Annotated in this window: 20 protein-coding genes; 9 read left to right on the top strand and 11 right to left on the bottom strand. The window is 64.8% G+C overall.

Translation table 11 applies throughout. From position 1 onward, the window contains the following. Window positions 1-73 precede the first annotated feature (73 nt). Window positions 74-466, top strand: coding sequence for a 3'-5' exonuclease (locus WBL06_RS07230; RefSeq protein WP_424455310.1), 393 nt, complete (start codon window positions 74-76; stop codon window positions 464-466). 285 nt (window positions 467-751) lie between these two features. Here the strand turns inward: WBL06_RS07230 and WBL06_RS07235 are convergent, their stop codons facing one another. From WBL06_RS07235 to WBL06_RS07260, 6 genes are all read right to left on the bottom strand, one after another. Further along, complete coding sequence (locus WBL06_RS07235; RefSeq protein WP_424455311.1) at window positions 752-1222, bottom strand: hypothetical protein; 471 nt, start codon at window positions 1220-1222, stop codon at window positions 752-754. A 168-nt stretch (window positions 1223-1390) separates the two neighbouring features. Next, a complete protein-coding gene (locus WBL06_RS07240; RefSeq protein ID WP_424455312.1) occupies window positions 1391-1570 on the bottom strand; it encodes a hypothetical protein in 180 nt (59 codons plus the stop codon). A 359-nt stretch (window positions 1571-1929) separates the two neighbouring features. Next, entirely contained in the window at window positions 1930-2457 is a 528-nt protein-coding gene (locus tag WBL06_RS07245; RefSeq protein WP_424455313.1) for a hypothetical protein, read from the bottom strand. A gap of 439 nt (window positions 2458-2896) precedes the next feature. Continuing rightward, window positions 2897-4621, bottom strand: a complete 1725-nt coding sequence (locus tag WBL06_RS07250) for an N-6 DNA methylase (RefSeq protein ID WP_424455314.1) — start codon at window positions 4619-4621, stop codon at window positions 2897-2899. A gap of 118 nt (window positions 4622-4739) precedes the next feature. Next, window positions 4740-5929 (bottom strand): IS3 family transposase gene (locus WBL06_RS07255; RefSeq protein WP_424455315.1). Its coding sequence is split into 2 segments (ribosomal slippage): window positions 4740-5660 and window positions 5663-5929, totalling 1188 coding nucleotides; the frame shifts between segments, so codons are not numbered across the junction. Window positions 5930-6107: 178 nt separating this feature from the next. Beyond that, a complete protein-coding gene (locus WBL06_RS07260) occupies window positions 6108-7241 on the bottom strand; it encodes a hypothetical protein (RefSeq protein WP_424455316.1) in 1134 nt (377 codons plus the stop codon). A gap of 185 nt (window positions 7242-7426) precedes the next feature. Between WBL06_RS07260 and WBL06_RS07265 the strand changes: the two genes are divergently transcribed. Genes WBL06_RS07265 through WBL06_RS07285 form a run of 5 tightly spaced genes read left to right on the top strand, consistent with a single transcriptional unit; the run spans window position 7427 to window position 15116 of the window. Continuing rightward, on the top strand, window positions 7427-9787 hold the full coding sequence (locus tag WBL06_RS07265; RefSeq protein WP_424455317.1) for an ATP-binding protein: 2361 nt from the start codon (window positions 7427-7429) through the stop codon (window positions 9785-9787). After that, on the top strand, window positions 9780-11015 hold the full coding sequence (locus WBL06_RS07270; RefSeq protein WP_424455318.1) for a hypothetical protein: 1236 nt from the start codon (window positions 9780-9782) through the stop codon (window positions 11013-11015). Before WBL06_RS07265 ends, WBL06_RS07270 begins: the two co-directional genes overlap by 8 nt. Next, on the top strand, window positions 11012-11830 hold the full coding sequence (locus tag WBL06_RS07275; RefSeq protein WP_424455319.1) for a hypothetical protein: 819 nt from the start codon (window positions 11012-11014) through the stop codon (window positions 11828-11830). The genes WBL06_RS07270 and WBL06_RS07275 overlap by 4 nt, the downstream gene beginning before the upstream one ends. Window positions 11831-11884: 54 nt before the next feature. Then, window positions 11885-13510, top strand: a complete 1626-nt coding sequence (gene vsr, locus WBL06_RS07280; protein WP_424455320.1) for a DNA mismatch endonuclease Vsr — start codon at window positions 11885-11887, stop codon at window positions 13508-13510. After that, window positions 13503-15116, top strand: coding sequence for an Eco57I restriction-modification methylase domain-containing protein (locus tag WBL06_RS07285; RefSeq protein ID WP_424455321.1), 1614 nt, complete (start codon window positions 13503-13505; stop codon window positions 15114-15116). The genes vsr and WBL06_RS07285 overlap by 8 nt, the downstream gene beginning before the upstream one ends. Before the next feature lie 377 nt (window positions 15117-15493). Here WBL06_RS07285 and gatB read toward each other — a convergent pair whose 3' ends face one another. Further along, window positions 15494-17011 carry an Asp-tRNA(Asn)/Glu-tRNA(Gln) amidotransferase subunit GatB gene (gene gatB / locus WBL06_RS07290; protein ID WP_424455322.1) on the bottom strand — a complete coding sequence of 506 codons (1518 nt, stop codon included), beginning with the start codon at window positions 17009-17011 and terminating at the stop codon, window positions 15494-15496. Between the two features lie 423 nt (window positions 17012-17434). On the opposite strand from gatB, the gene WBL06_RS07295 reads away from it, so the two are divergent. Then, a complete protein-coding gene (locus WBL06_RS07295) occupies window positions 17435-18754 on the top strand; it encodes a DUF222 domain-containing protein (protein ID WP_424455323.1) in 1320 nt (439 codons plus the stop codon). A gap of 171 nt (window positions 18755-18925) precedes the next feature. Here WBL06_RS07295 and WBL06_RS07300 read toward each other — a convergent pair whose 3' ends face one another. After that, window positions 18926-19762 (bottom strand): alpha/beta fold hydrolase, encoded by an 837-nt coding sequence (locus WBL06_RS07300; protein WP_424455324.1) that lies wholly within the window; start codon window positions 19760-19762, stop codon window positions 18926-18928. 117 nt (window positions 19763-19879) lie between these two features. Between WBL06_RS07300 and WBL06_RS07305 the strand changes: the two genes are divergently transcribed. Continuing rightward, window positions 19880-20494 (top strand): TetR/AcrR family transcriptional regulator, encoded by a 615-nt coding sequence (locus tag WBL06_RS07305; protein WP_424455325.1) that lies wholly within the window; start codon window positions 19880-19882, stop codon window positions 20492-20494. Further along, on the top strand, window positions 20491-20982 hold the full coding sequence (locus WBL06_RS07310) for a YbaK/EbsC family protein (RefSeq protein ID WP_424455326.1): 492 nt from the start codon (window positions 20491-20493) through the stop codon (window positions 20980-20982). The genes WBL06_RS07305 and WBL06_RS07310 overlap by 4 nt, the downstream gene beginning before the upstream one ends. Before the next feature lie 76 nt (window positions 20983-21058). On the opposite strand, the gene gatA is transcribed toward WBL06_RS07310, so the two are convergent. The 3 genes from gatA to WBL06_RS07325 are packed head-to-tail and all read right to left on the bottom strand — an operon-like array spanning window position 21059 to window position 24335. Further along, window positions 21059-22570: an Asp-tRNA(Asn)/Glu-tRNA(Gln) amidotransferase subunit GatA gene (gatA, locus tag WBL06_RS07315; protein WP_424455327.1), complete on the bottom strand. Its 1512-nt coding sequence runs from the start codon at window positions 22568-22570 to the stop codon at window positions 21059-21061. Beyond that, complete coding sequence (gene gatC, locus WBL06_RS07320) at window positions 22567-22890, bottom strand: Asp-tRNA(Asn)/Glu-tRNA(Gln) amidotransferase subunit GatC (RefSeq protein ID WP_424455328.1); 324 nt, start codon at window positions 22888-22890, stop codon at window positions 22567-22569. The genes gatA and gatC overlap by 4 nt, the downstream gene beginning before the upstream one ends. Before the next feature lie 50 nt (window positions 22891-22940). Further along, on the bottom strand, window positions 22941-24335 hold the full coding sequence (locus WBL06_RS07325) for an alpha/beta hydrolase (RefSeq protein WP_424455329.1): 1395 nt from the start codon (window positions 24333-24335) through the stop codon (window positions 22941-22943). Window positions 24336-24815 lie beyond the last annotated feature (480 nt).

Genomic DNA, 24815 nt, shown 5'->3' on the forward strand with positions numbered 1-24815 from the left:
GGTAGTGGGCGAGAGGCGCATTCGGAAGCAACCAGAAGGGGGCTCGTGATCGGTGGTAGCGCGATTCGCCTCGGTGGCGGCACACGATGCGACGCTGGTCGCCCGGGTGCGGGAGTTGCTCGCGACGCCCGGAGTGCACCCCGGGGATGTCGCGGTGCTCGCGATGCGCACCCGCGACGTGTCATCGGTGGTCAGGTTGCTCGGTGCTGCGGGGGTGCCGGTGGTCGACTTGGCGAAGTACGACGGCCGCGTCGCCGCGGCGATGAAGGTCGGCACGATCAAGCGCGCGAAGGGGTTGGAGTTCAAGCACGTGCTCGTCGCCCACACCCCGGCTCGGTTGGTGGGGCCGGCTGTTCCCGAGAACGGTCAGGATGCCGGGGAGCGGGTCGAAATGGAACGGCGGGAGTTGTATGTGGCGATGACCCGCGCGCGGGACGGACTTTGGGTTGGAGTGGTGGCGGCATGAAGACGTGACCCCGCGCACGGAAACGGACTGCGCTGAAGGCTCTCGTCAGGTGATGCCCGTCGGCGAGGTGGCCGTGACTGTCGGCAACGTGATGACGTCGGACTTTCTCCGGGTGAACTAATCCTCGACGTGTTGAGATCGAAGTCGTCTGGCGACGGCTTCCTCCGGGTGGGGCGGACGAGACGCTCGCCCCTGACCACCCATGGCTGGCCACGAATCCTGACCCCTGTGTTGCCCTCACCTGAGTCGAGAGTGAGGTCTACGAGCCATCATGGCGTGACCGCGCTACCCGTAGTGGCGGTCGATCGTCGATGCGACAAGCAGGCTGACAGTGAAAGCGTCGTTGTACGCCTGGCTTGTCAGAGGAGGAAGGCTCTCGAACCCAATTCCCTTTGCCTCCATGAACGACTTGATCATGTTCATCTCGTCGGCGAGGTCCTCGAGGCAGAGTCGGAGGAGGTACTGCGCGACGGCGCGATCCGGGTAAGCGGGGGCGTTCTGCCGCTCGATCTTCGCAGGTTCACCGCTTTCGCCGTCCAAACCGACACGCCAGAAGCCCCAACCGGAACCTTCGGGCGAGGCCAGCAAGCGCGAACCAGGCATCACACGGCCATTGTGTGGAACGCTGTCGATGACGACCGCGAAGTCCGGGTATTCCTGCGAGTCGAAGTTTTCGAGGCGCGGTCGCCGAGCGGCCAATTGCGTGGTGAGTACCCGGAGCACTTTCTGGGCTCTTCTCCGGTCCTTCTGTTCCACGCGCCCATCATGACGGAAGCTCGCTCGTGCGCGTGATCGGCTGCTCAACTGCGTCTGGATCGGCGGCGAACGCCGCATCGATCGAACCTCCGCTGCCGCAGGCCCGATGAACCGACAACTTCGTCGCGGAGATCGAGCAAATAGTCTCGTCAGAGGTGGTTCGATCGCTCACGAAGCACGGGCGAAGTGTCGTCGCACTGACGCCCCCTGGTCGGGCGTCAGCTTCCACCGGCTCTCGACGGAACGGTTGAGCTTGCCGTAGGTCGCCCGCAGGAACACGCGGATGCGTTTGGCGTCGATCCCGAGTTCTCTCGCCAGATCAGCCGGGGTCACATCGTCGAAGGCCACACGAGCACGCTAGCGGGCACGACCGTCAACCCCGCGTAGATTTCGACAGGCCCCGCCTTGTCATGGTGGCGGCGTGGTCGCCACGGATGTCGGCGGCCCGGGGGACAGTGGAGATGTGCCGATCCCCCGATCGGCGAGCAAAGGAGTCCCCCAATGAAAGTCTCCCCGTACTACTCGATCCACCCGTCTGACCCGGATGTTTATCACGACCACAACGACTGCCCCAGCGGTCAGCAGATCCCAGCGGCCAACCGGCGCTCGGGGACTGGCGGCCGCCCCAAGTGCGGGCACTGCGTCGAGATGGGCTGAGTTGTCGGGTCGGGTCGCCTGGCGACTCGGCCCCGCAGTCCCCGTCCCTGCTACGAACCGAGCGTTTCCGCGTCGACTTCCTCGTCAGCGACGACCGCCTCAGCAACGTCAGTAATCTCGACCGGGACCTCACGACCCTCCAGCCGAGATCTGACCTCGACGTGATGCACCACCGGCGTGACTTCAACGACCCGTTCGATCATCCGAGCGAAGAACTGTGCCGGGCCGATGTCTTCGGGAACCGCATCGAGTTCGACCGTGACCCCGCCTGCAAGATCATCGTCGTCCCAGCTGACGAGAGCCAACCCGGTCGTCGTGTAGCCATTAGTCCCGTCGAGTTCGCGGAGCTTCCGCATCATGTCTTTGGTCCGCTCGAACGCTCCAGGTTCTGATTGCAGGATCGTCGATCTCTGCACGAAGAAGTATCCGACGGCGGCCAGCGGGTAGCGGGACCGCAGGTTCCCAGCATCTCCGTAGGCTTCCTCGAAACGGTTGCCGAGGTTTTTCCCGAAGGCAGAGACCATCGTCTTGGTACTGATCAGTAGCTCGGGACCACGATCCCATCGAGCGATCGCCACGTCGACTTGTTTGTCGTACGCACGCCCGAGGACGCGTGCGTCGCTAGGCGCAACCGACGGCATCGCTACGACGCGCTCTCGTACCTGCGCGGCGAGCGCTGCGGGAAGTCGCGACAAGAGCATCGAGATGTCGCGGGGGAGGATGCGCGGACGGGTAGGGCGCGGCCAGACCTCATCGGTCTCGAACCCGGCACGGCGAAGTTCGTGCGCGATCCACGCATCCACGCCGTTCGCGAACCGTCCGCTTTCGACGACTGATCCTCCGGCGGTGGGGATGCTCAACAGCAGCTCGAGAAGCGTGTAGTCGGGCACGTATTGCGGCGCACCAGTCGCAGCGTGCGCCCAAGGTGAGTCGGTCGCGGCCGCGGCAAGCAGGCCGTCGAACGCGCTGAAACTGTCGTCCTTGCTCGCCATGAAAGCGCCCTTCGTCGAGTCGACCCTAGTGAGCCACTGAGGATGCTGGCATTCGGTAGCTCGAACGAGCGACTCGCCGCGCGAGATACTTCGCGCGGGCCTCTCGCAAGCGAGCGGCACTAGTTTCGCTACCGGCACCTTCGATCCCCGCGAAGAGCACGCGGTCAACAGTCGTCGACGCTCCGATGAGGTCTCCGATCTCGAGAAGCATGCGCACTTCGGGCGCGATCTCCTTGAGCTTCGACTCCGAGCGCTTCAGAAGGTCGAGAGATGGCATGGGCAACATGTCGGCTTCGCGCGGCTCGATCTTCAACAGACCGCCACCGTAGGCACGACCCATCATCTCGGCACCGAGCAGCGTCATCGCGCTGAGGGAACCCATCGCAAGCAGTGACTTGCCGACCCGTCGGTAGTCGGGAGCGAGAGTGATTCCATGCACCGAGTTGAGGTGTCGGACACCCGCCGTGTTGGCACTGATGCGAACCGAATCCGCGTTCATATAGGTCAGGAAGAGGTCGGCCTTTGGCACCAGCGGCACGCGCCACCATGGTGACCGCACACGGCACTTGAACGCCTGATCGACTCCGTCACGCTCGCCCGTGTGGATGTACCGCAGTGCCGCACGTGATGGAGCAGCCGTGGGCCTGAACAACCAACCGCGAGCACCGCCTTCGAGGTGACTCTTCCACTCGGGCGAGCCGTAGCTCAGGCCACGAAGGTGACGACTGCCCGGAGGGGAAAGCGGGGTGACGTCGGACTGCTCGAGCTTCATCTCGCGTACGTTCTGGGCGCTCAGGGCGAAGTAGCCGTTGTTGCCGGTGACGGCGCCAAGGGTCGTCGACCCCCAGTTCTTCATCTCCGTGAAGTGGCCGTCGTGAAGGAGCGCTGAATACAGCTCCAACGTCTCGGCATCGAGGAGCGACGGCGTCCACTTGGACGCGGGGTCGGACGGCGACCACCGAAGCGCTGCCGACATAGTCGCGAGCGACTCGGCGTTCTGCGCTTGTTTGATCTGCGCGTGGTCGGTGGGGCCGAGTCCATAGCCATCCGCAAGCAGGAGAACGACATCGGCTTCCGCCTCCGGGAAGACCCTCTCTGTGAACAGCACGAGATCGACCGACGCGAAGCTGTCGAACAGGAACTTCCGGATAGGTCCGGCGTAGTTCACGCTCAACAGCTCTGCGGGCAGCACGAAACCGAGTCGCCCACCGGGCGCCAAGAACGTAGTCGCGTGGACAACGAAGGCGGCCCAGCTCGACGCGAGCCCGTTGATCTCAACACCGGCTCGAAGCGCGGCAGCGCGGGCCTTGCCTCGAGCCTCCCCGCTAAAGTCCTGATAGCGGATGAACGGTGGATTGCCGACGACCGCATCGAAGCGCTCGGGGGTATCAAAATCGAAGAAGTCGCGGACAGTGAGCGACGGCTTGCCACCGGCTTCGACGATGCGCCTCGAGCCTTCCGATGCTGACAATGCATGGATCTCGACACCGTAGACCGTCGGCGTCGACACCTCGCCCACCTCGAAGGCCAGATCTCGAAGTCTCAGGACGGCAGGCACTAGGAAAGCAGCGTCACCCGCGGAAGGCTCGAGCACCCGGTCGTTCATGCCTCGCACAGCCCAGGATGTGATGAACTGTGCGATCGCCGGTGGGGTGAAGAAAGCCCCCCGTGCCTTGCGAAGTGCCGGCGTGTCAGTTGGGGTACTCGCCGTACGTTTCACCTTTGCAATTGTGCAGGAGGCGCCCGACACTGAACCTCAGCCGCGCCGTACGTCGAGTCCACATTCACCTCAGCCTAAAGAGTCGCGCCTGGTCGACATCGATGGAGTTCGGGATGGGACTGGTGCAGCGAAGGGTGACAGTTTCGGTTTAGGCCGCGAGTGCCAGGTTGGTGTTCATGATGGTCTCGTACTCGATCGGGGTCAAGCCGCCGAGTCTGTCCTGACGTCGGCGGCGGTGGTAGGTCCGCTCGATCCAGGTGACGATCGCGATCCGCAGCTCCTGCCGGGTGGTCCAGATGCGGCGGTTGAGGACGTTCTTCTGCAGCAGCGCGAAGAAGCTCTCCATGGCGGCGTTGTCGCCGGCGGCGCCGACCCGACCCATCGATCCGACCAGGTCGTGGCGGTGCAGCGCGCGAGCCTGCTTCCTGGAGCGGAATTGGGATCCCCTGTCAGCGTGGACGATGCAGCCGGCGACGTCGCCCCGGCGGGCGACGGCGTGCTCGAGCGCGTTGACGGCCAGACGGGCTTTCATCCGGTCGGAGATCGAGTAGCCGACGATCCGGTTCGAGAACACGTCCTTGACCGCGCAGAGGTAGAGCTTGCCCTCGCCGGTGCGGTGCTCGGTGATGTCCGTGAGCCACAACCGGTTCGGCGCATCTGCGGTGAAGTCCCGCAAAACGAGGTCGTCGAACACTGGCGGACCGGGCTTCTTCCCCTTCCCGCGTCGACGGCGCTGCGTTGCCGACACCAGACCCGCCTGCGCGGCGAGGGACCAGGCGGTGCGGCGGCACATCGTCCAGCCGGCGTCCTCGGCCTCGTCGCGCAGCAGCCGATACCCGAACTCCGGGTCGTCGCGATGGGCGTCGATGAGGGCGTTCATCCGATGCGCCTGCTCCCACTCCGCCTCCGTGACCGGCTGGTTGAGCCAGGCGTAGTACTTCTGGCGGTGGAGTTTCAGCACCCGGCACGCCACCGCGACCGGCACCCGGATCGGGGCACCGGTCGCGGCCAGCTCGCGGACGAGCGGGTAGATCATTTTGGGGAACCACCGAGCTTCAGGTTCGCCTGCGACAGATACGCCGCAGCCCGCCGGAGCACCTCGTTCTCTTGCTCCAGCAAACGCAGCCGCTTCTTCAACTCCCGGGTCTCGGCCGACTCCGCCGAGGTCGTCCCCGGCCGGGCGCCGGACTCGATATCGGCCTTGCGGAGCCAGTTCTGCAGACACGTCTCACTGATCCCGAAGTCGTCCGCGATCTGCCGCAACGGGACCCCAGGATCCCGCTGACGAGCGACCGCGACCACGTCCTCACGGAACTCACGCGGATAAGGCTTGGGCATGATGACATCCTCTCCCGCAGCGCCTCAGCACCACAGATCAGGTGTCACCTATCCCTGCACCAGTCCCGATCTCTCCGCCGCCATGCTCCCAACCCCTGCCGTCTCGTAGGCGACGCACCGATGCCGAACGTCCTACAGAACGAACTTCGCGGGCGACAGACCGACGAGTGGTCGCTGGCTACAGAGTGGCGACCCAGCCGATGAGGCTCTCCCGATCCTTGAGCACCTTCGTGCCGAAGGACTCTGCGAGGCGAGTCGCCATGGCATGATGTGCCCAATTGGCGTCAGGAACGACGACGTCACAGTACGGAAGAGTCAGTGAGAGCTCGAGGATGTCTGTTCGATCGTGCTGCTTGAAGCGATAGCGAGCGTTACGGTGGGCGGCATACGTCAACTCGACCATTACCTGTTGAACCGGCATTGATCCGATGAAGCCGATTCCGTCCGCTGGGCCTCTGAACCAAGAAGCGAGTTCGCGATTCGTCGGAAGTGCGTGAGGGAACTGTTCGAACAGATTGGCGAGCCGCCGTCCGATTATCAGCCGATACATCAGCGAATCATCCGAGCCGATGAAGTCGACCATAGCCCTGACTTCTTCCTGCGAAGCCACCCACTCGTCTCCGAGCCGATGCTCGGGTCGGTAGTCCACCCCGGGCACGTCGTAGTTGTTGTCGAGGCCGATCAGATTGACCCACTCGAACATCTCGCGACTCATGGCTGCGCTCGCGGCGACCCATTCATCTGGCATGGGAACCTCTTCGCCCTCTGGCGACGAGTTCGTGGCGATTTTGGACACAAAGCGGTACCTGCCCGTCGGCGACGCGAAGGCATGCCTGGCCCCGGAGCCGACTATCCACTCGCGTGCGATTTGCATGGCTGGCAGGCGCGGGCCTAGCTTGCGCCAAGCTTCGGTCACGCGCGCAAGTTCTTCCTCGAGGACTTCGTGAACGGCCCGTAGAGTCACATACCCAGACAACTCTGCCATCTCGCGCCCGACGTGTTGTCGCGAGCGAGAGTCTCGTCGGTTCCAGAGCTCCAAATAGTTTCCCGACGTGAGCGCGATCTGTATTTCGCCCGCAGCGGCGTTGAGGCGCAGCTTCTTTTCGACCTCGCGCAACGGATGCGCGGGTGACCGCCTAGCCTGCGCTAGCTGGACCCATACCCAAGAGTCGAAATAGATCAGCGGAGATTGGCTCGGGCTGCGCACCGCAGGGAACCCTCCCGCTGAGCTCGCGTCCTCGATGAGCCGGAACTCTCGCGCTCCAAAGGGCGCCCGCCGCGCCTTCTCGTCTGACGCTTGCTCGTCGGCCATAGGGCTCCTCGGCGCTATCCTGCCATCTCGCTGAAGCCTGAGACCCGCGCTGACGTGCGGCCATCGGCAACAGCACGAGTGTTTCGACGTGTTGGCAGCAACGACAGCCCGCGGTGGCCGCTACGTTTGTGAACGAACGGCTCGACGGTTCATCGAGAGTCGCCAGCAAGGTACGGAGACGGTCAGTGCCCACTCAGAAGGAAATTGAGCCAGACACCGAAACCTTTACTGTTGACGCCAAGTTGCTCCAGGAGCTGGGTGAACGACTCGTCGGGCGCCCGGACATCGCGCTCGCAGAACTAATCAAGAACTCTTTCGACGCCGACGCCCGGGATGTCGTCATCGCCTTCGACGGCGATCGCATCATCGTCTCCGACAACGGCCACGGCATGAGCAAGGCCGACTTCATCAAGCGCTGGATGAGGATCGGGACGCCGGAAAAAGCTGACGATCACGTGAGCCCGAATCTACATCGGAGTCTCACCGGATCGAAGGGCGTGGGTAGGCTCGCCGCGCAGTTGCTCGCGCGAGATCTGAGACTGACCAGTCGAGCCCTGGTGGATGCAGCCTCGGGGCCGACTGACAAGGGCTTGAGGCAAGCGATCGAAGCACGGATACATTGGCCAAACGCGCTCAAGGAGAAGGACCTCACTGATGTCAAAGTAGAGCTTCGCATTGGGCAAGGAGAGCCGAAGTTTCCGGATGGCTCTCTCCACGGGACAACGATCGTGATGAGTGGGCTCGTCGCCGACTGGGGCCCGAACGAGTTCGAGGGGCTCGCACGTCAAATTTGGGCGCTGAAGCCCCCGTTCGAGGTTGAGAAGGACGACGCTCATCGCTTCAACGTCGAGCTGATCACCCCGCGCGCGGACATACAACAGACCTTCGACCGTCAGATGACTGCGCTGCTCGACAACGCGAACGCAATTGTCAGAGGCCGTTTGTTGGCTACAGACGAAGCGGTTCCGGCCCTCGCTGAGCGGTTCGAGCTGACCAAGCCGAAGGCGGCCGAAGACGAAGCGGGTGAGATCCCTGCTGATGATGCGGTCGAAGCGGATTCCGACGACTCGCCCGCTATCTCTGAAGCACTGCCGACCGGACCGAGACGCTCCGCGCTGATCTCTGTCGAAGTCGGCATCGAACGGCAGCATTTTGTCGTCGATATCCCGAGCTGTCAAATCGACGGTTTCGACTTTGAGATTCGAATTTTCGACCTAGTCAACAGGCAACCTCAGGGAATCCTCGTCAAGGTCGCACGAGAATATCTATCCGATTTCGGCGGCGTGCATATCTACGACAACGGCTTTCGCCTGCCCTACTACGGTCCCGATACCGACTGGTTGAGGCTCGAACTCGACCACGCGCGACGCCTGTCGCGAAGCAGGCTCCTGCCCGACTTCCTTCAAGTCCGGAACGCAATGCAAGACTTGCCATCCAACAAGCGCGTGTTCGGTGCCGTCAACATATCGACCTCCCACGAGCAGAGGCAGGCAAGGCTGAATGATCGCAAGCCCTCAGACGCGTTGGCGATTCAGATCACTCGCGATCGCCTGGCTGAGAGCGTCGCATTCGACCAGTTGACTCGGACCGTCCGCCTGGGCATCGACCTCTACGCGTTGGCAAGGTCGCGTTCCAGGGCGCTCCGGGCCTTGAATAGGCCGAAGAACCCGCGTGTAGCCACCAAGCAACTGACTCAAGCGGCTGCCGCGATTCAGGCAGTCCGCGAGCAGATTCCACCTGAGGCGTACGCCACAGTCCAAGACGCCTTGGTGGACGTCTCAAGGGAGTTCAAGCAACGGGCCGAAGAGGCGCGCGTCTATGCTTCGCTTCTCGGATCGCTAGCGACTGCGGGGATGACTTCACTGGCGTACGAGCATGAGATATCGGCGCAACGCGGCAATCTCGAGGAACTTGCGCGTCGTCTCAAGTTGATCGCAGCACAGAACGGCGACCCAGACGGTCAGCTCTCGAACATCTCTGAGGAGCTCAGTCGATGGGGTGCCCGTTCTGAGCGAATTCGTCGCCTTTTCAGGCCGCTTCTAGAGGAGGAGAGCCGGACCACGGTCGGGCGGTACGGAGCGCGCGACGTCGTCGAGGACGTTGTGGAAACCGTTTCGGTGCTGGCCAGGACCGCAAAGGTCGACTTCACGAACATCCCCCCTGACCTCATCCTTCCGGCCGGCACGTTCACCGCCTGGTCCGCCGTCGTTCAGAACGTCCTGACGAACGCTTTCCGCGCGACGATCGACAGCCGTCCAGCACTGGTCAAGGTCGACGGCGAGCGGAACTCATCTCGATCTTCCTTGCGCTTCCAAGACAATGGATATGGCGGAGTCGATATCAAAAGGTCGGCCCGACTTTTCCAGCCTTTTGAGCGCGGTGATCAAAGATCGCGAAGGGCAGAAGCCCTCGGGCTGGGCGGCTCTGGTCTAGGCCTGACGATCGTCAAGATGATCACAGACGAGATGAACTGCAAGATCGCTTTCGAGGACCCAGATGAAGGTTGGTCGACTTCGTTGCGGATTAGTTGGGAGAACGATGACTGAGGCGCCAGCAAGCATCAAAGTGGTGATAGCCGACGACGACGCCGATCGAGTCGCTCGGTGGGGCGAGCGTATTCGCGACGTCTTTGCTTCGCGCGGTGTCTCCGGTACCGCGATGGAGCTTAAGCCTTCGGACTTCGGCCTGGCGCGTCGCGCGCTAATTCAGCGGGCGGTCGATGCTCGTGCAGGCCAAGCTCCGCAGCTCGAAGATGCCGCCGCCGAGATCGACTCGGCCGATATCTTCATCGTCGACTCCGACCTCACGCCCACGCCCGGTTCGGCTAGCGGCGATCAAAGGGAACAGGAGATCGTGACCCGCTATCTCGCTGGCGAGATCGGGTCCGACGTCGTCCGCCTTGCGCGCGGGCATTCCCGCGTCCGTGCGTGCGTCGTGGTGAACGAGGAGTGGCGAAATCGGACCTTCGACCTGACCATGCGCAAGTGGACAACTGGCTTCGCCGACCTCTATATCACCCACGACGACATAGCGAGCTCCGGGCTGTGGTTCGGAGAGTTGGAGGGCGGTTACCGACCGTCACATTGGCCTCGGCTTGGTCATGTTCCGGCGCAAGTCGGCGCTGTGTTAGGTCAAGCGCTCAACCTCGACACGCCTGTGACCGAGCTAATCGGAATGTCGCCGAAGAGCCTTAACCAGCTTTCTCTCCGCCAGATCGAGGCACTCAACCCCCGGCTCCCATCACTTTCCGAGATGACACTGGCCGACGTCGAGAATTCGCCGAACTTCGGCATAGGGATTCAACCCAAGGAAAGTCCAGCCTCCGAACAGATCGCCTTGACTACCGCCGTCTACGGTCTGCGGCGGTGGCTAGATCGTGTGGCACTGCCCGTTCAGAACGTCCTGATCGACCTGCCTCACCTTCTTGCAAATCGTCCCTGGCTGCAAAACGAACGCGCAAATCCAGTTGCACTTAACGCGGCGACCGGGGTTTGGTTTGGCGAAGAGGTGCCGATCGAGCAACAGGCGTTCAATGCCGACGCTTCGCGCCTACTGGGACGAAACGTTTGGAACGTCGACCAACTCAGCAAGCCCGGTCCTGGGGATAGGGTCACGCCGGACGACCTTGTCTTCTGTGAGGACACATCTTCTTTTGAGCGACTTGAGGATGCAAAGGGCTTCCGGACAGACCTTGAGGGCAACTACGCGACTCGCTACGTGCGCAAGATCGACGACGTCGAGTACTCTCCGCGCCATCGGCTGTTTGAACGATGACCTACGCCTTCGGGCCAGACGACGTCCGATCAATGTGGGCGGTCCTTGCCGAGTGGGCGGAGAAGAGCATCCCCGATGGCGAGCCCACACCACTCTCAAGGACACTCAGCCAGATTTTCCAGCCGGTAGGACGCGACCAGCTTCTATACACCCTCCCCGAGTGGCCACTGCCAATTTCGATGCAGGATGAAGACTGGTGGCTCATCGGCGCACCGCTTCACAAGCAAAAAGAAGTAATCCCAGTCCTGACGGCTCGTCTCGACAAGCGCTCTGACGGGTACGTCAAGGATGCAATCTTCTACGTTGCGTTGTTCCGCGAGCGGCCTGGTGAAGGTTCGATCGACGTGGAGGGGTGGCGGTTCGAGCAAGAGGAGGACGAGGACGCTGCGCATCCTTACGCGCACGCACAAGCCGTTACCGGTTGGCGCCAGGGCAGCGATTGCCTCATTCACTCTCCTCACCCCGAACGCAACTGCGAAGTCGTATGGCCGAGCGGAGATGAGGCTGTCGATGTCGAGCGAGTCCGCGCGCATCGAGCCACACTCGACAAGCACCCGGCGTTTCCGCTTCCTGTCAGCACCCTCACCGGTCTTGCGCTCGCGCTGATCACTTCCCTCTACGGAGCACCCACGGTGGTAAAAATGCTTCGACCGACCGAACTACTCGGGCGACAAGACTCAAGCGTTGCAGACGACCTGACGCACCTGGGGATCAATCGAAATGCAGTCGATGAAGAGGCCGTCCCGGAGGCCAGCGACGAGGCCAACTTGGGCGACGGCCAGGACGCGGTCCTCGATACCGAGCCGACAGAGTAGACAACGTTCCCGAGCCCGCTGCAGCGCGGGCTCGCGCCGGGTAGAGTGAAGGCGGTGACGCCCGACTCCAAAGATTCCGCCCGGAGCCTGCGCGTCGTAAGCCTCTTTAGCGGGATTGGCGGCGGCGACCTCGGCCTTGAGCGAGCCGGACATTCGGTCGTCGAGATGTGCGAGTCGTGGGCACCTGCTCGTCGTGTCCTCGCGCACCGCTTCCCCGGCGTCCACGTCGCGGACGACGTCCGGACCTACACCCCCCAAATAGAGTACGACCTCCTGAGCGCGGGCTTCCCGTGTGTGGATCTTTCGCACGCTGGCACTCAGACTGGTATCTTCGGTCCGCAGTCCGGCCTTGTGGAACATGTCTTCCGGATCGCCGCACAGACTGCGCCAGCGTGGATCCTGATCGAGAATGTCCCGAACCTACTTCGGCTCCAGCAGGGGGCCGGCATCCGGTACATCATCGAAAACCTCGAAAGGCTCCATTACCGATGGGCTTATCGAGTGCTCGATTCCCGGGCGTTCGGGGTCGCGCAACGCCGCAATCGGGTTGTCATCCTAGCGGCGCTCGCCGAGGATCCGGCCCGCGTCCTGCTGAGCCAGGACGTGCCAGATCTGTTCCCGAGCTCAAGTGATGTCGCAGCCAACCCGAAAGCATCTGGCTTCTATTGGACCGAAGGTCGGCGAGGCGTGGGGCTGGTCAGCGGAGCTACTCCCACCCTCAAAGGAGGATCGACGCTCGGGCTGCCTTCTGCCCCAGCCGTCTGGCTTCCGGCCGAGAAGGTGGGGCGCCGAATCGTGTTGCCGACGATCGAAGACGCTGAAGAGCTCCAGGGCCTGGATCGCGGGTGGACGTCAGCCGCGGACAAGGACGAAACCACTAGCGCGCGTTGGAAACTGGTCGGCAATGCGATCACGGTCGGGGTGGCCGAATGGATTGGTGCGAGGCTGTCGGAGCGCGCCGTCGATGGCGAACCGGTAGCGCCCTCAAGCCAGCGACGGTCCACTTGGCCTGATGCCGCGTTTGGCGAGAGCGGGACTATTCTGCCCTCAGGTGCATCAAGGTGGCCGATCTGCAGCGCTAAAAAGGACCTGAACGACGTGATCGATCACGGGGCAGCCGCGCCTCTGTCGTATCGGGCGACGCTTGGATTCTTGTCTCGAATCGAGGAGTCAGGGATCGAGTTGCCAACACGACTCATGAGCGACCTTGAGAGCCATCTCGCCGCTATGAGACAACACGTGAGCGGTGGCGCATCGTGGGCTAGCAACAAGTCTGTCCGAGCCCGTATGCAGCGAACGAGGCAACAGAACACAACTCCGGAGATACGTCTTCGGCGCGCACTAAGCGACCTCGGGATTCGATACCGGCTCCAGGTACGACCGTTCTCGGATCTCAGGTGGCGCTCAGACATCGTGTTCATTGGTCTCAAGCTCGTCGTCGAGGTGCGGGGGTGTTACTGGCACGTGTGCCCGATTCATCAAAGCTGGCCGAAGGCGAATGCAGAGCGTTGGGCGGAGAAGCTCAGGCGAAACCAGGAGCGCGACCGTCGCATGGAGGCTGATTTCAACGAGCGTGGCTGGGAAGTAATTGTCGTCTGGGAGCACGAGGAATCGGTCGAGGCCGCTGCGCGAATCCAAGACCGTTTGAGACAACTCAAGAGTGCTACAACCAGTGCCTAGGATCGCGGGTGACCGCTCCCGTAGCGCGGTCTACACCCAGACGTGGGTTGTCCGCCTCATGCTCGATCTCGCAGGCTATACAACCGACGCTCGGATCGAAGTGTCGACGATCGTCGATGCCGGTTGCGGTGACGGTGCCTTTCTTGCGGAGATTGTAGAGCGGCTGGCGCGGGCCGCTCGGCGCGCAAATGTGCCGCTCGACCTTCTGACCGACTGCGTGCGCGCTTTCGATATCGATGGACGCGCGATAGCGCTCGCACGCGAGCGGGTCGAAAGCGTTCTCCTCGGTCACGGTGCAACCATCGAGACCGCCCACCGGTTGTCGTCTGCCTGGGTTATCGAGGACGACTTCTTGCTGCTGGACCGACCGCCCCGGGCGAAATGGGTAGTTGGCAATCCGCCCTACGCCCGAATGGAAGACATCGATACTCAGACCTACTCGGCCTACCGAGCGCGCTGGCCGACTATGAAGGGTAGGGCCGACCTCTATATCGGGTTCTACGAAGCAGCCCTGGACTTGCTCGAAGCCGACGGTCGGTTGTGTTTCATCTGCGCCGACAGATGGATGCACAACGCGTACGGTGGTGCCCTCCGCCGCAAGGTCCTCTCCGAAACGTCAGTCGATCTCATCGCCGAAGTCCACCAGTCCGATGTGTTTGACTCTAAGGTCGCTGCCTACCCGGCGATAACAGTCTTTGGGAAGCAACGCGCGAACCGGACCGCCATGGTCACGGCGAGTCCGAGCTTTGGCGAGGCCGCCTCACAGGACCTGGTGACCTGGTTTCGCGATCCCAAAGCCGTGCCGATCAAGAGCGAAGCCTTCAGCGCCGCTCGATTGGAATCCCCGCTCAAGCCTTCAGAGAGCTGGCCCTCCGGGCCACCCGAACGCCTCGCAATGATCGCTGATCTCGAATCCCGCTTCCCGCGGCTCGGAGAAACGGGAGTTGAGTTCGGTGTGGGGATCGCCACCGGTGCAGACGCGGTCTACATCGTCGACTCGATTGTGGACGTCGAACCCGATCGCCTTCGCAAGGTAGTCGGGCCCTCGGACCTAAAAGATGGTCGGGTGTCATGGCAGTCCCGCTACTTCGTTGACCCTTGGGGAACCGACGGCCTGGTCCACCTCGACGAGTACCCACTTATGCGCTCGTACTTCGAGTCACATCAGTCCATACTCAAAGGTCGTTCCATAGCGCAGGGCCGAGAGCAATGGTGGCGCACCATCGACAAGCCGCGCCGGGGCGACTACGCACGTGAGAAGCTCGTTGTCGCCGACATCGAAACCCGTATCGAACCGGTTAGAGACACCGAGGGATACTGGCCACTCCACAGTTGCTACTTCATACTCAGCGCGACTTGGGACCTCGAGGTTCTGGGGGGCTACCTGATTTCGGAGATTGCGTCTGCATTTATCGAGGCCTACTCGGTCAAGATGGCGAACGGGCACTTCCGTGTCAGCGCTCAATACCTCAAAAGGATTCGAGCCCCCGAGTACGAATCGATTCCAACCGTCTACCGCGCTCGCTTGCGCAAGGCGTTCCGAGATCGGGATCGCGAAGACTCAACTTCCACCGTTCGGGACCTGCTAGCCACTTTGAGACCTTGACCGATATCCATCCGCGATTCGGCAGCCCGTGCGCGGGCCAGGGGCCAAAGGCGCACCCGTCCGGATGCAGTTTCCACACGCGAACCGCGCCTGTGAACTACCAGCCTTCTGGGCGCCAGCCTTCCTCGAAGGCTTGCCAATCCTCTGGCTTTATGTCTGGGCGGTGGCGTGACTTCTCGAACGAGGCTCTACAGACTCGCTCCACGCCTCGGCCTCGTCGATCGGCATGACACCGGAGCGCACCTCTGCCGCGGCTTCATCGGCCTTCGCTGTGCCGAGGTAGACCTCGAACCTGCGGTATGCATCGGTAGACAACTCGGCGTTCACGCCTTCATCTAATCCCGCTGCAAGGGTGGCAAGCTGCCAACAAGAGAGGCTCAGCCCTGAGCCCGCTCCAGCACGAGTTCCCGAACACGGGCAGCATCCGCGGACCCGCCCATCGCCTTCATCACGGCGCCGATGATCGCGCCGGCGGCCTGGACTTTCCCGTCCCGCAGCTTCTCCAGCACATCGGGCTGCTGCGCAAGCGCCGCATCGATCGCTGCCAACAGTGCCCCGTCATCCGACACCACGGCGAGTCGACGTGCGGCGACGACCTCCGACGGACGCCCCTCCCCCGCGATCACGCCTTCGAGCACCTGGCGGGCCAGCCGATCCGTCAGCTCACCGGACTCCACCAAAGCGATGAGCTCCGACACGTGCAGCGGTGACACCAACGTAGAAGCGTCCACCGCAGCAGCGTTCGCGAGCCGCGCGATCTCACCCGTCCACCACTTGCGAGCCTGCGCGGGCGCAGCACCCGCAGCCACCGTCTCTTCGATCTCGACGAGCAGACCGGCGTTGGCGACATCCCGAAACTCGAGCTCCGTGAACCCCCACGTCTCACGCAACCGCCGACGCCGCACCGCGGGCGCTTCGGGCAACTCAGAACGCAAGCGTGACACCAAGGCAGCAGACGGCTCGATCGGCAGCAGGTCGGGCTCGGGGAAGTACCGGTAGTCGTCGGCATCCGACTTCACCCGGCCGGGCGAGGTGGTGCCCTTGTCTTCGTGCCAGTGGCGGGTCTCCTGCTGGATGGTGCCGCCGGCGGCGAGGATGGCGGCCTGCCGCTGGATCTCGTGCCGCACCGCACGCTCCACCGAGCGCATCGAGTTGACGTTCTTCGTCTCGGTGCGCGTCCCCAGCTTCGACGCACCCCGCGGGCGCAGCGAGACGTTGGCGTCGACGCGGAGGTTGCCGCGCTCCATGCGCGCCTCCGAGATGCCGAGGCCCCGCACGATGTCGCGCACCGTCGAGACGTAGGCCTTCGCCACCTCGGGAGCCCCCACGCCCTCGGGCACGAAGATCGGCTTCGTCACGATCTCCACCAGCGGAACGCCGGCGCGGTTGTAGTCGACCAGGCTTGCCTCAGCCCCATGGATGCGACCGGTCGCGCCCCCGAGGTGGGTGAGCTTGCCGGCATCCTCTTCCATGTGCGCCCGCTCGATCGGGATGTCGACGGTGCTGCCGTCTTCCAACTCCACCTCGACGGTGCCCTCGAACGCGATCGGCTCGTCGTACTGGCTGATCTGGTAGTTCTTCGCCAGGTCGGGGTAGAAGTAGTTCTTGCGCGCGAACCGGGAGACGAGCGCGATCTCGCAGCCGAGCGCCAGACCCAGCGAGATGGCGTACTCGACCGCCTTCGCGTTCACCACGGGGAGGGCTCCGGGAAGCCCGAGGTCGACCGGGGTGATCAGCGTGTTCGGCTCGACGTCATGGTTGTCGCTGTTCGCCGGGTTCGGCGCGTCGGAGAACATCTTCGTCTTCGTGCTGAGTTCGACGTGAATCTCGAGGCCGATCACCGGCTCGAACAGCTCGAGCGCCTTGTCGTAGTCCATCAGATCAGCCTTCGCCATGACCCCATCGTATTTGCCTGGCGGGTGGTCGGATTCCGGATGCCGGCGTAGCCTGGGCGGCGCGGAGACCAACGTCCTTTGAGACGCTCGGCGGTGCGAACTTCAGCTCCGCACTCCGGTGACGGCGAGTCCATCGAGACCGCGCGCACCTTCCCTTACGGAAGGAGCGACTATGTGTACCAAGAAGTCCTACCCCTCCCGATGGGCGGCAAAAGCCGCCCTCGCACAGATTCGGCGCGCCGGCAAACCGCGCCGGCAGGAGCGCCGAAGCTACCTATGCGCCACCTGTCAGGCGTGGCACCTGACTTCACGCGCATGGGGTTGGTGACGCATTGAGTCCTCCACAGGCTCAGTTGGCGCGACTTATCCCGAGACAAGTTCGTCTATCTAGTACATACGTTCGAACCTTGTTTCAATGGAGGTATGTCCCCTTCCGCTCCCGCCGTCACCTGGCTAGGCGCCGACCCGAGTGTGCTCGACGACGCCGCGCTGCTCACTGGCGCGCGCGAGCTGGGTGAGTTGCGACGGCTCGTCGAGGCGTCGCTCGGGGTGTTCGCGGCGGAGGTGAAGCATCGTTCCCGTCGGGAGGACGGCTTCGGCGGGCTCGCGCAACGCCTCGGCGCCGGCACTCCCGAGAAGCTCGTCGAGCAGGTGTCGGGGGTCTCGAAGCGCGAATCACAGACGCTGGTGCGGGTCGGGCAACTGCTCACCGTGGATGCCGACCCCTGGCTCGCCGCGGTCGGCGCCGGTGTCGCCTCGGGTGAGGTGTCGGTGGTGAAAGCCGACGTCATCAAGAACGGGCTCGGCGCCCCGACCGAGAATGTCGCGGCGGATGATCTCGCCGATGCCGCCCAGGAGCTCGCCCGCTTGGCTCCGACGATGTCGGTCGAGAAGCTCGCCGCCCGCGCTCGCGAGTTGCGTGACGAACTGGATGCCGAGAATGTGCGCGATCGTCATCGCGCGATGCGCGACAAGCGGTACTGGTACATGAGGCGCCGCTCCGACGGGATGACCCACATCGATGCGCTGCTTGACCCGGAGTCCGCGGAGCCCTACTGGGCCGCCTACGACGCCGCCACCTCACCCCGCCGCGGCGGACCGCGGTTCGTGGATTCCGAGTCGAAGGAACGGGCCAAGAAGATCGTCAACGACGAACGCACCCTCGGCCAGATCGCCCTCGACACCTTCGTCGACCTGCTCCGCATCGCCACCGAAACCGACCCCAACAAGCTGCTCGGCGCCAAGCGATACGCCGTGCGGGTGCTGGTCACCGACCGCGACCTGCGCGAACGCACCGGAGCCGCCTTCCTCGGCAACCACCCCGACGGCGTCCCCCTCGAAATCGCCGACCGACACATCTGCGACACCGGCATCGTGCCCATCCACTTCACCGACGACGGCGAACCCCTCCGCCTCGGCACCACCAAGCGCCTGTTCACCGCCAAGCAGCGCGACGCGCTAGCCGCCCGCGACGGAGGATGCCGCTTCACCGAATGCGACCGCCCCGCCTCCTGGTGCGAAGCTCATCACCGGATCCCGTGGAAAGAAGGCGGGCCGACCGACACGCGCGACGGCGTCCTGCTCTGCCGACACCATCACATGCTCGTCCACGACAACGGCTGGGCGATCGACCGCGACCCGGTCCACGGATTCGTCGCCATCCCGCCCCGAACCGTCGACCCCGCACAACGCCCCATCCCGATGCCGGCCCGATCTCGAGCCGCCGCGAGACTCCGAAGATAGGCGCCGCCGTCGATGAGTACGTGCAAGACATCCGCACCCACGTGCGGGCGCTGCTCGCGGGCAGCCCGGCAAGCAAGCCAGCCAAACGCGAGGATGCCGAGACCCGTCGGGGGCCTCGGCATCCTTCACCGTCATTGTCACTGGCGTTGTGACCAGCGCTGTGACCGGCGGTTACGCGCGCGCGAACTCCAGCAGCGCGGCCGTGACCTCGTCGGCGTGAGTCCACAGCATCCCGTGCGGGGCGCCCTCGATCTCGACGTAGGTGACGTTCGCGATCGCCTTCGCCGACAGCCGCGCGGTCGCGTCGATCGGCAGGATGCGGTCGGCCGTGCCGTGCAACACGAGGGTCGGCACGTCGAACTTCGGCAAGTCGGCCCGGAAGTCGGTCGCCCAGGTCAGCGGGGCCGCAATGGACGCGATCGCGGCCGACGACGACGCGGTGTTCCACGCGGCGCGCACGACCTCTTCGCTGATGCGGGATCCGAGGAACTCGTCGAGGTTGAAGAACGCCTCGAAGAACTCGGTGAAGTAGGCATAGCGATCCTTCTTCACGGTGTCGGAGACACCCTGGAAGAAGTCCAGCGGAGCAGCTCCCTCGGGGTTGTCGTCGGTCTTGCCGAGGAACGGCTGCAGCGACGCGATGAGCGCCGCCTTCGCCACACGCGCCGACCCGTAGGTGGAGAGGTACCGGGTCACCTCACCGGAGCCCATCGAGAAGCCCGCGATGATCGCGTCCTTCACGTCGAGCGTCTCGAGCACCGTGTTGAAGTCAGCCGCGAAGGTGTCGTAGTCGTAGCCGGTCGACGGGGCGCTCGAACGGCCGAAGCCGCGACGGTCGTAAGTGACGACGCGGAAGCCGGCCTCGAGCAGCGCCGCCTCCTGCTTCTCCCACGAACGTCCGTCGAGCGGATAGCCGTGGATGAGAACGACCGGCTGACCCGATCCTCGGTCTTCGTAATGCAGACGGATGGCGTCGCCATTCTCTTCGCCCACCGTGATGTAGCCCATGTGTTGCTCCTCAAGTCGAGTCTCGACGGGACGATCCCGACGAGCCAGAGAACGCTCGTTCTCCAATTTCCCCACCTTAGAGAACGATCGTTCTCAATGCAAGCTATGCTGTCCTCCATGACGACGACCCCCGTGAGCCCGACTGGCCAGGCGAACGACATCGCCGACCACGTCGTGACGATCGCAGCCGAGCTGTTCAACGCCCGCGGCATCTCGGCGGTCACCATGGATCAACTGCGCGACGCCGCCGGCGTCTCCCTGAAACGGCTCTACTCCCTCTACCCGTCGAAGGAGGCCCTGGTGAGCGCAGTACTCGCGCGTCGACATGACGAGTGGGTCACCGGCGTCAATCGCGTCATCGAGCGAGTCGACAACCCGCGGGAACGGATGCTCGCCGTCTTCGACTTTCTCGCCAACTGGTTCCTCGAGCCGGAATTTCGCGGCTGCGCGTTCATCAACACCTTCGCCGAGGTCGGCGCCACCTCTCCGGAAATTGCAGCGATCGTGCGCGCACACAAACTGGGCGTGCAGAAGGACCTCGAGCGCATCGTCGCCGACGCGGGCGCGCCCGATTGGCTCGCGCCCCAGCTCTCGCTGCTCAGCGAAGGCGCCCAAACCACCGCCGCGATCGCGGGTGCTCCCACCGCCGCTGCCCACGCGCGCGCAGCTGCGGAGACCCTGATCGAGGCCGCCTACCCGAATATCCCGACGCCAGCGAGGAGCCAGCGGTGAGCGACCTTCCCGCCGCCGCACTCCGGGTGCGCGCCGTCCTGACCGAACTCGGGGCGCCCGGAGCCGACCGCATCCGCCACATCCCCGACGGCGCGCGCACCGCGGCCGAAGCCGCCGCCGCACTCGGGGTCGAAGTCGGTGCCATCGCCAACTCGCTGGTGTTCGTCGCCCGCACCGGCGAAACCACCGAGCCGCTCCTCGTCATGACGTCGGGCGGCCACCGCGTCGACACCGTCGCCCTCGCCGCGCGGATCGGTGTCACGTCGATCGACCGGGCGACCCCCGAGGTCGTGCGCTCCGCGACTGGTCAGGCGATCGGCGGAGTTGCGCCCGTCGGGCATCCGGTGCCGCTGCGTACGCTCGTCGACCCCCTGCTCGAGACGTTCCCCGAGATCTGGGCGGCCGCCGGGCATTCGCACGCGGTGTTCCCGCTCACGTTCGATGAACTGGTGCGCATCACCGACGGCACCGTCGTTGCCGTCGAGTAACTCGGGGCGGGGTCTCGACACGCCGCTGCGCGGCTACTCGACCACCGAGATGGCGGCGCTTACCGACCACCGAGGGTTAGGCGAGAGCGGGAGCCTTCGACAAGAGCGGGCCGCCCCACTGCTCTTCCAACAGCGCCTCGAGGGCGGCACCGACGGTGTAGAGGCGGGCGTCTTCGCGGGCGGGGGCCATGAACTGGATGCCGACCGGCAGCCCGTCTTCCGGGGCGAGACCGGCGGGGATCGAGATGCCGGGCACGCCGGCGAGGTTCGCCGGGATCGTCGTCAGGTCGTTGAGGTACATCGCCAGCGGGTCATCCACCTTCGACCCGAGCGGGAACGCGGTCGTCGGCGCCGACGGGGTCGCCAGCACATCGCAGCGAGCGAAGGCGGCGGCGAAGTCGCGCTGGATGAGCGTGCGCACCTTCTGCGCCGACCCGTAGTAGGCGTCGTAGTAGCCCGCCGACAGGGCGTAGGTGCCGAGGATGATGCGGCGCTTCACCTCGTCACCGAAACCTGCCTCGCGTGAAGCGGCCATGACATCCTCGACCGTCCCGCCCGGCACGTCGACCCGAAGGCCGAAGCGCACCGAGTCGAACTTGGCGAGGTTGCTCGACGCCTCCGCCGGCAGAATCAGGTAATAGGCGGCGATCGCGTACTCGAACGAAGGCGCCGACACCTCGACGATCTCGGCGCCCTGGGCTTCAAGCAAAGAAAGACTCTCGCGGAAGCGCTGCAACACCCCCGGCTGGAAGCCCTGGCTCTCGTGCGACAACTCCGCGACGACCCCGACCCGCAGCCCCTTGAGGCCCTCACCACGCAGCCCGGCACGCGCGGCCTCGGCGAACGACGGCCAGGCATCCGGAATGGAGGTCGAGTCGCGCGGGTCGTGCCCGCCGATGACGTCGTGCAGCAGGCCGGCATCCAGCACGGTGCGGGTCACCGGACCCACCTGGTCGAGCGACGACGCCAGCGCGATCGCCCCATACCGCGAGACCCCGCCGTACGTGGGCTTCATGCCGACCGAACCGGTCACCGCCGCCGGCTGCCGGATCGAACCACCCGTGTCGGAGCCCAAAGCGAGCGGCGCCTCGAACGCCGACACCGCCGCCGCCGATCCACCACCCGATCCACCGGGGATACGCGTCAGGTCCCACGGGTTGTGGGTGTTGCCATACGCGGAGTGCTCGGTCGAGGAGCCCATCGCGAACTCGTCCATGTTGGTCTTGCCGAGCGGCACCAGCCCGGCCGCCCGCATCCGCGCCACCACCGTGGCGTCGTAGGGCGGAATCCAGCCTTCGAGAATCTTCGACCCGGCGGTGGAGGGCATGTCGAGCGTGCACAGCACGTCTTTGATGGCGACCGGGATGCCGGCGAGCACACCCAGCGGGTCACCCGCGGCGCGCTGCGCATCCACGGTACGGGCCGTTTCGAGGGCGGCTACGTTGATGTGCAGGAAAGCGTGGATGTCGCCGTCGACGGCGGCGATCCGGTCGAGATGCGCCTGCGTGACCTCGACGCTCGAGATCTGGCCCGACGCGAGCAGCTCCGAGAGGCGCGCCGCGGATGCGGTGGTCAGGTCGTCGCTCACTGCTCCTCCCCCAGAATGCTCGACACCTTGAATTGCCCGAGCTCATGCGCCGGCGCCCCCGATAAGGCTTGCTCCGTGGTCAGCGTCTCGCCCACGACATCCGCCCGCGTCACCATCCCCAGCGGGATCGGGTGACTCGTCGCCGGTATGTCGGCGGTCGCCACCTCGGCGACCTTCGCGACCGAGTCGACGATCTGCCCGAGCTCACCGGTGAGCCGGGTGATCTCGTCATCCGTCAAAGCGATGCGGGCGAGATGCGCGAGATGCGACACGACATCGGGGGTGATGATTTCGACAGGCTCTATCCGGCGTTCAGACACCACCGAAGTCTACGAGGCGGGCGAACCCCCCTCGGGCCGTTGCGCCGGCCCTATCGCGCGAACGCCTTCGCCGGCGCGGTGTCGGTCGTGGCGAGGTCGCCGCGACCGATCGCGATGAGCGCCGTGTTGCGCACCGACGTCGTTCCGGGCCAGAAGTAGTACACGTGGCCGTTGATGTCGTCGAGCTGTTCGCCCGTGATCGGGTCGGTCGTGGCCACCACCGAGAACTTCGTCGCGCCGAAGTCGTCGTCGAGCGGCTGACTGCCGAACACCCCGCTGCGTGGCACCGGGTCGGTCGCCGCGGCCGCGACCCAGACGTTGCCCCCGGCCACCTTCAGGTCGTCGACGCTCTTCGCCGGGCTGCCGGGCGATCCGACGAGCACGAGCGCGTCGACGGTGATGTCGTTCTCTTGCAGCGCGAGCATCGCGGCGGTCGAACCGTAGGAGTGGGCGACGATCGACACGTAGGGGCCATCGGCAGGCGCCTGCGCGGTGGCGGCGCGTACCGCATCGAGGCCCTGCACCGACCCCGTGAGAGCATCCCGGCCTTGGTAGGCGAGGTCGAGTCCGGCGATGTTCACGACGGTGGGCGTCTGGTAGCCGATCCAGGCGACGGTCGCGACGTCGCCCTCCGCTCCGAGGCGTTCGAGCCACTCCTGCTGTTCGATGAGCGATGTCTCGGCGTTGCCGGTCCAGTCGACCAGTTGTTCCGCCACCCCGACGTACATGCCCGGCACGAAGAACGTCACGTACTCGGCACTGCTCAGGTCGCCGACCGCGATCACGGCACGCCCCTGCCCGGTCACGTCGAGCAGAACGAGGCTGCGCCGCTCGCCTGACGGCCCGGTGATCAGCGACGCCTCGACCGCCTCGAGCATGTTCAGGCGCGCCCGCAGTTCGTCTTCCATTGCCCGACCGACCCCGGCATCCAGCTGGGCGTGGATGCCGCTTTCGGTCTGCGCGAGGAAGGTGCGGTTGGCGAGGTCGCGCTGGGCGTACGGCACTCCTTCGAGGCTGCCGACGACACCGGGCAGGTCGTTCGCCAGTTGTTCGCGCGCGACCGCCGGGGTGTGGGACCACCAGGTGGCGACGTCGCGTGCGGCGGGCGGGCGCGCACTGAGCTCGCCGATCACTTCGGGGTACAGCTCGACGAACTCGGTGCGGTCGCTCGGGGTGAGGTCGACGAGCCGGTCGAGCAGCCCCACGCCGTCGAGACGGGCGATGGTCTCGAGCGAGGAGCCACCGACCGGGTCGGGGCCGACGAAGGGCTGCGGGATGCCGTTCGCGACCGACGTGACGGCGGGCCGGGCGAGGGCTTCCGAGACGGTCGCGATGGTGACGGGAGCCACGGACGACGACATGCCGAAGACCCCGGAAACGATCGCTGCGATCGCCGGGGTAGCCAGAAAAGCCGTGACGTCGACCAGCACGTCGGGTTGTCCCATCGCCCAGCGCACGGAGCGCCCACCTCGCGAAGGAGGACATCACCGTACACCCCGCATTCTAGGGTCAAGGTGCCACCCAAATGGGGGGCCGACCCCGCGGGCGCGTCAAAACGCCCCCAAATCCGCGGTTTTGTCCCCCGGATTGGGGACACAGGGGGACGTTCTCACCCCATTCGAGGGTCACGGGGGCGAGCCGTGGAACCCGCGAGACGAGTGGTGACGACGGAATCCGTTGCGATGCGCTGCGGGCAGATCGGGGTGGCTGGTGTACCCCGAAACGCGCCCTGACGCGTTCTGTCAGATCGTGCGGCGGCCCCTCTCATGACCCGTGGGCCATTCTTCGGCGACACCTCTCGACGCGGCGTAGCGACGCACCGGGGGTGGGGGATCAGGACCCATTCCCCGATGCGCCGCCAGTCGACGCCTCGCGGACCCGCATCCGCATGGGTGTCTCACCAGAAGAGACGGCGAAGGGCCTGG

The organism is Pseudolysinimonas sp. (assembly GCF_049651805.1).
GTDB lineage: Bacteria > Actinomycetota > Actinomycetes > Actinomycetales > Microbacteriaceae > Pseudolysinimonas_A.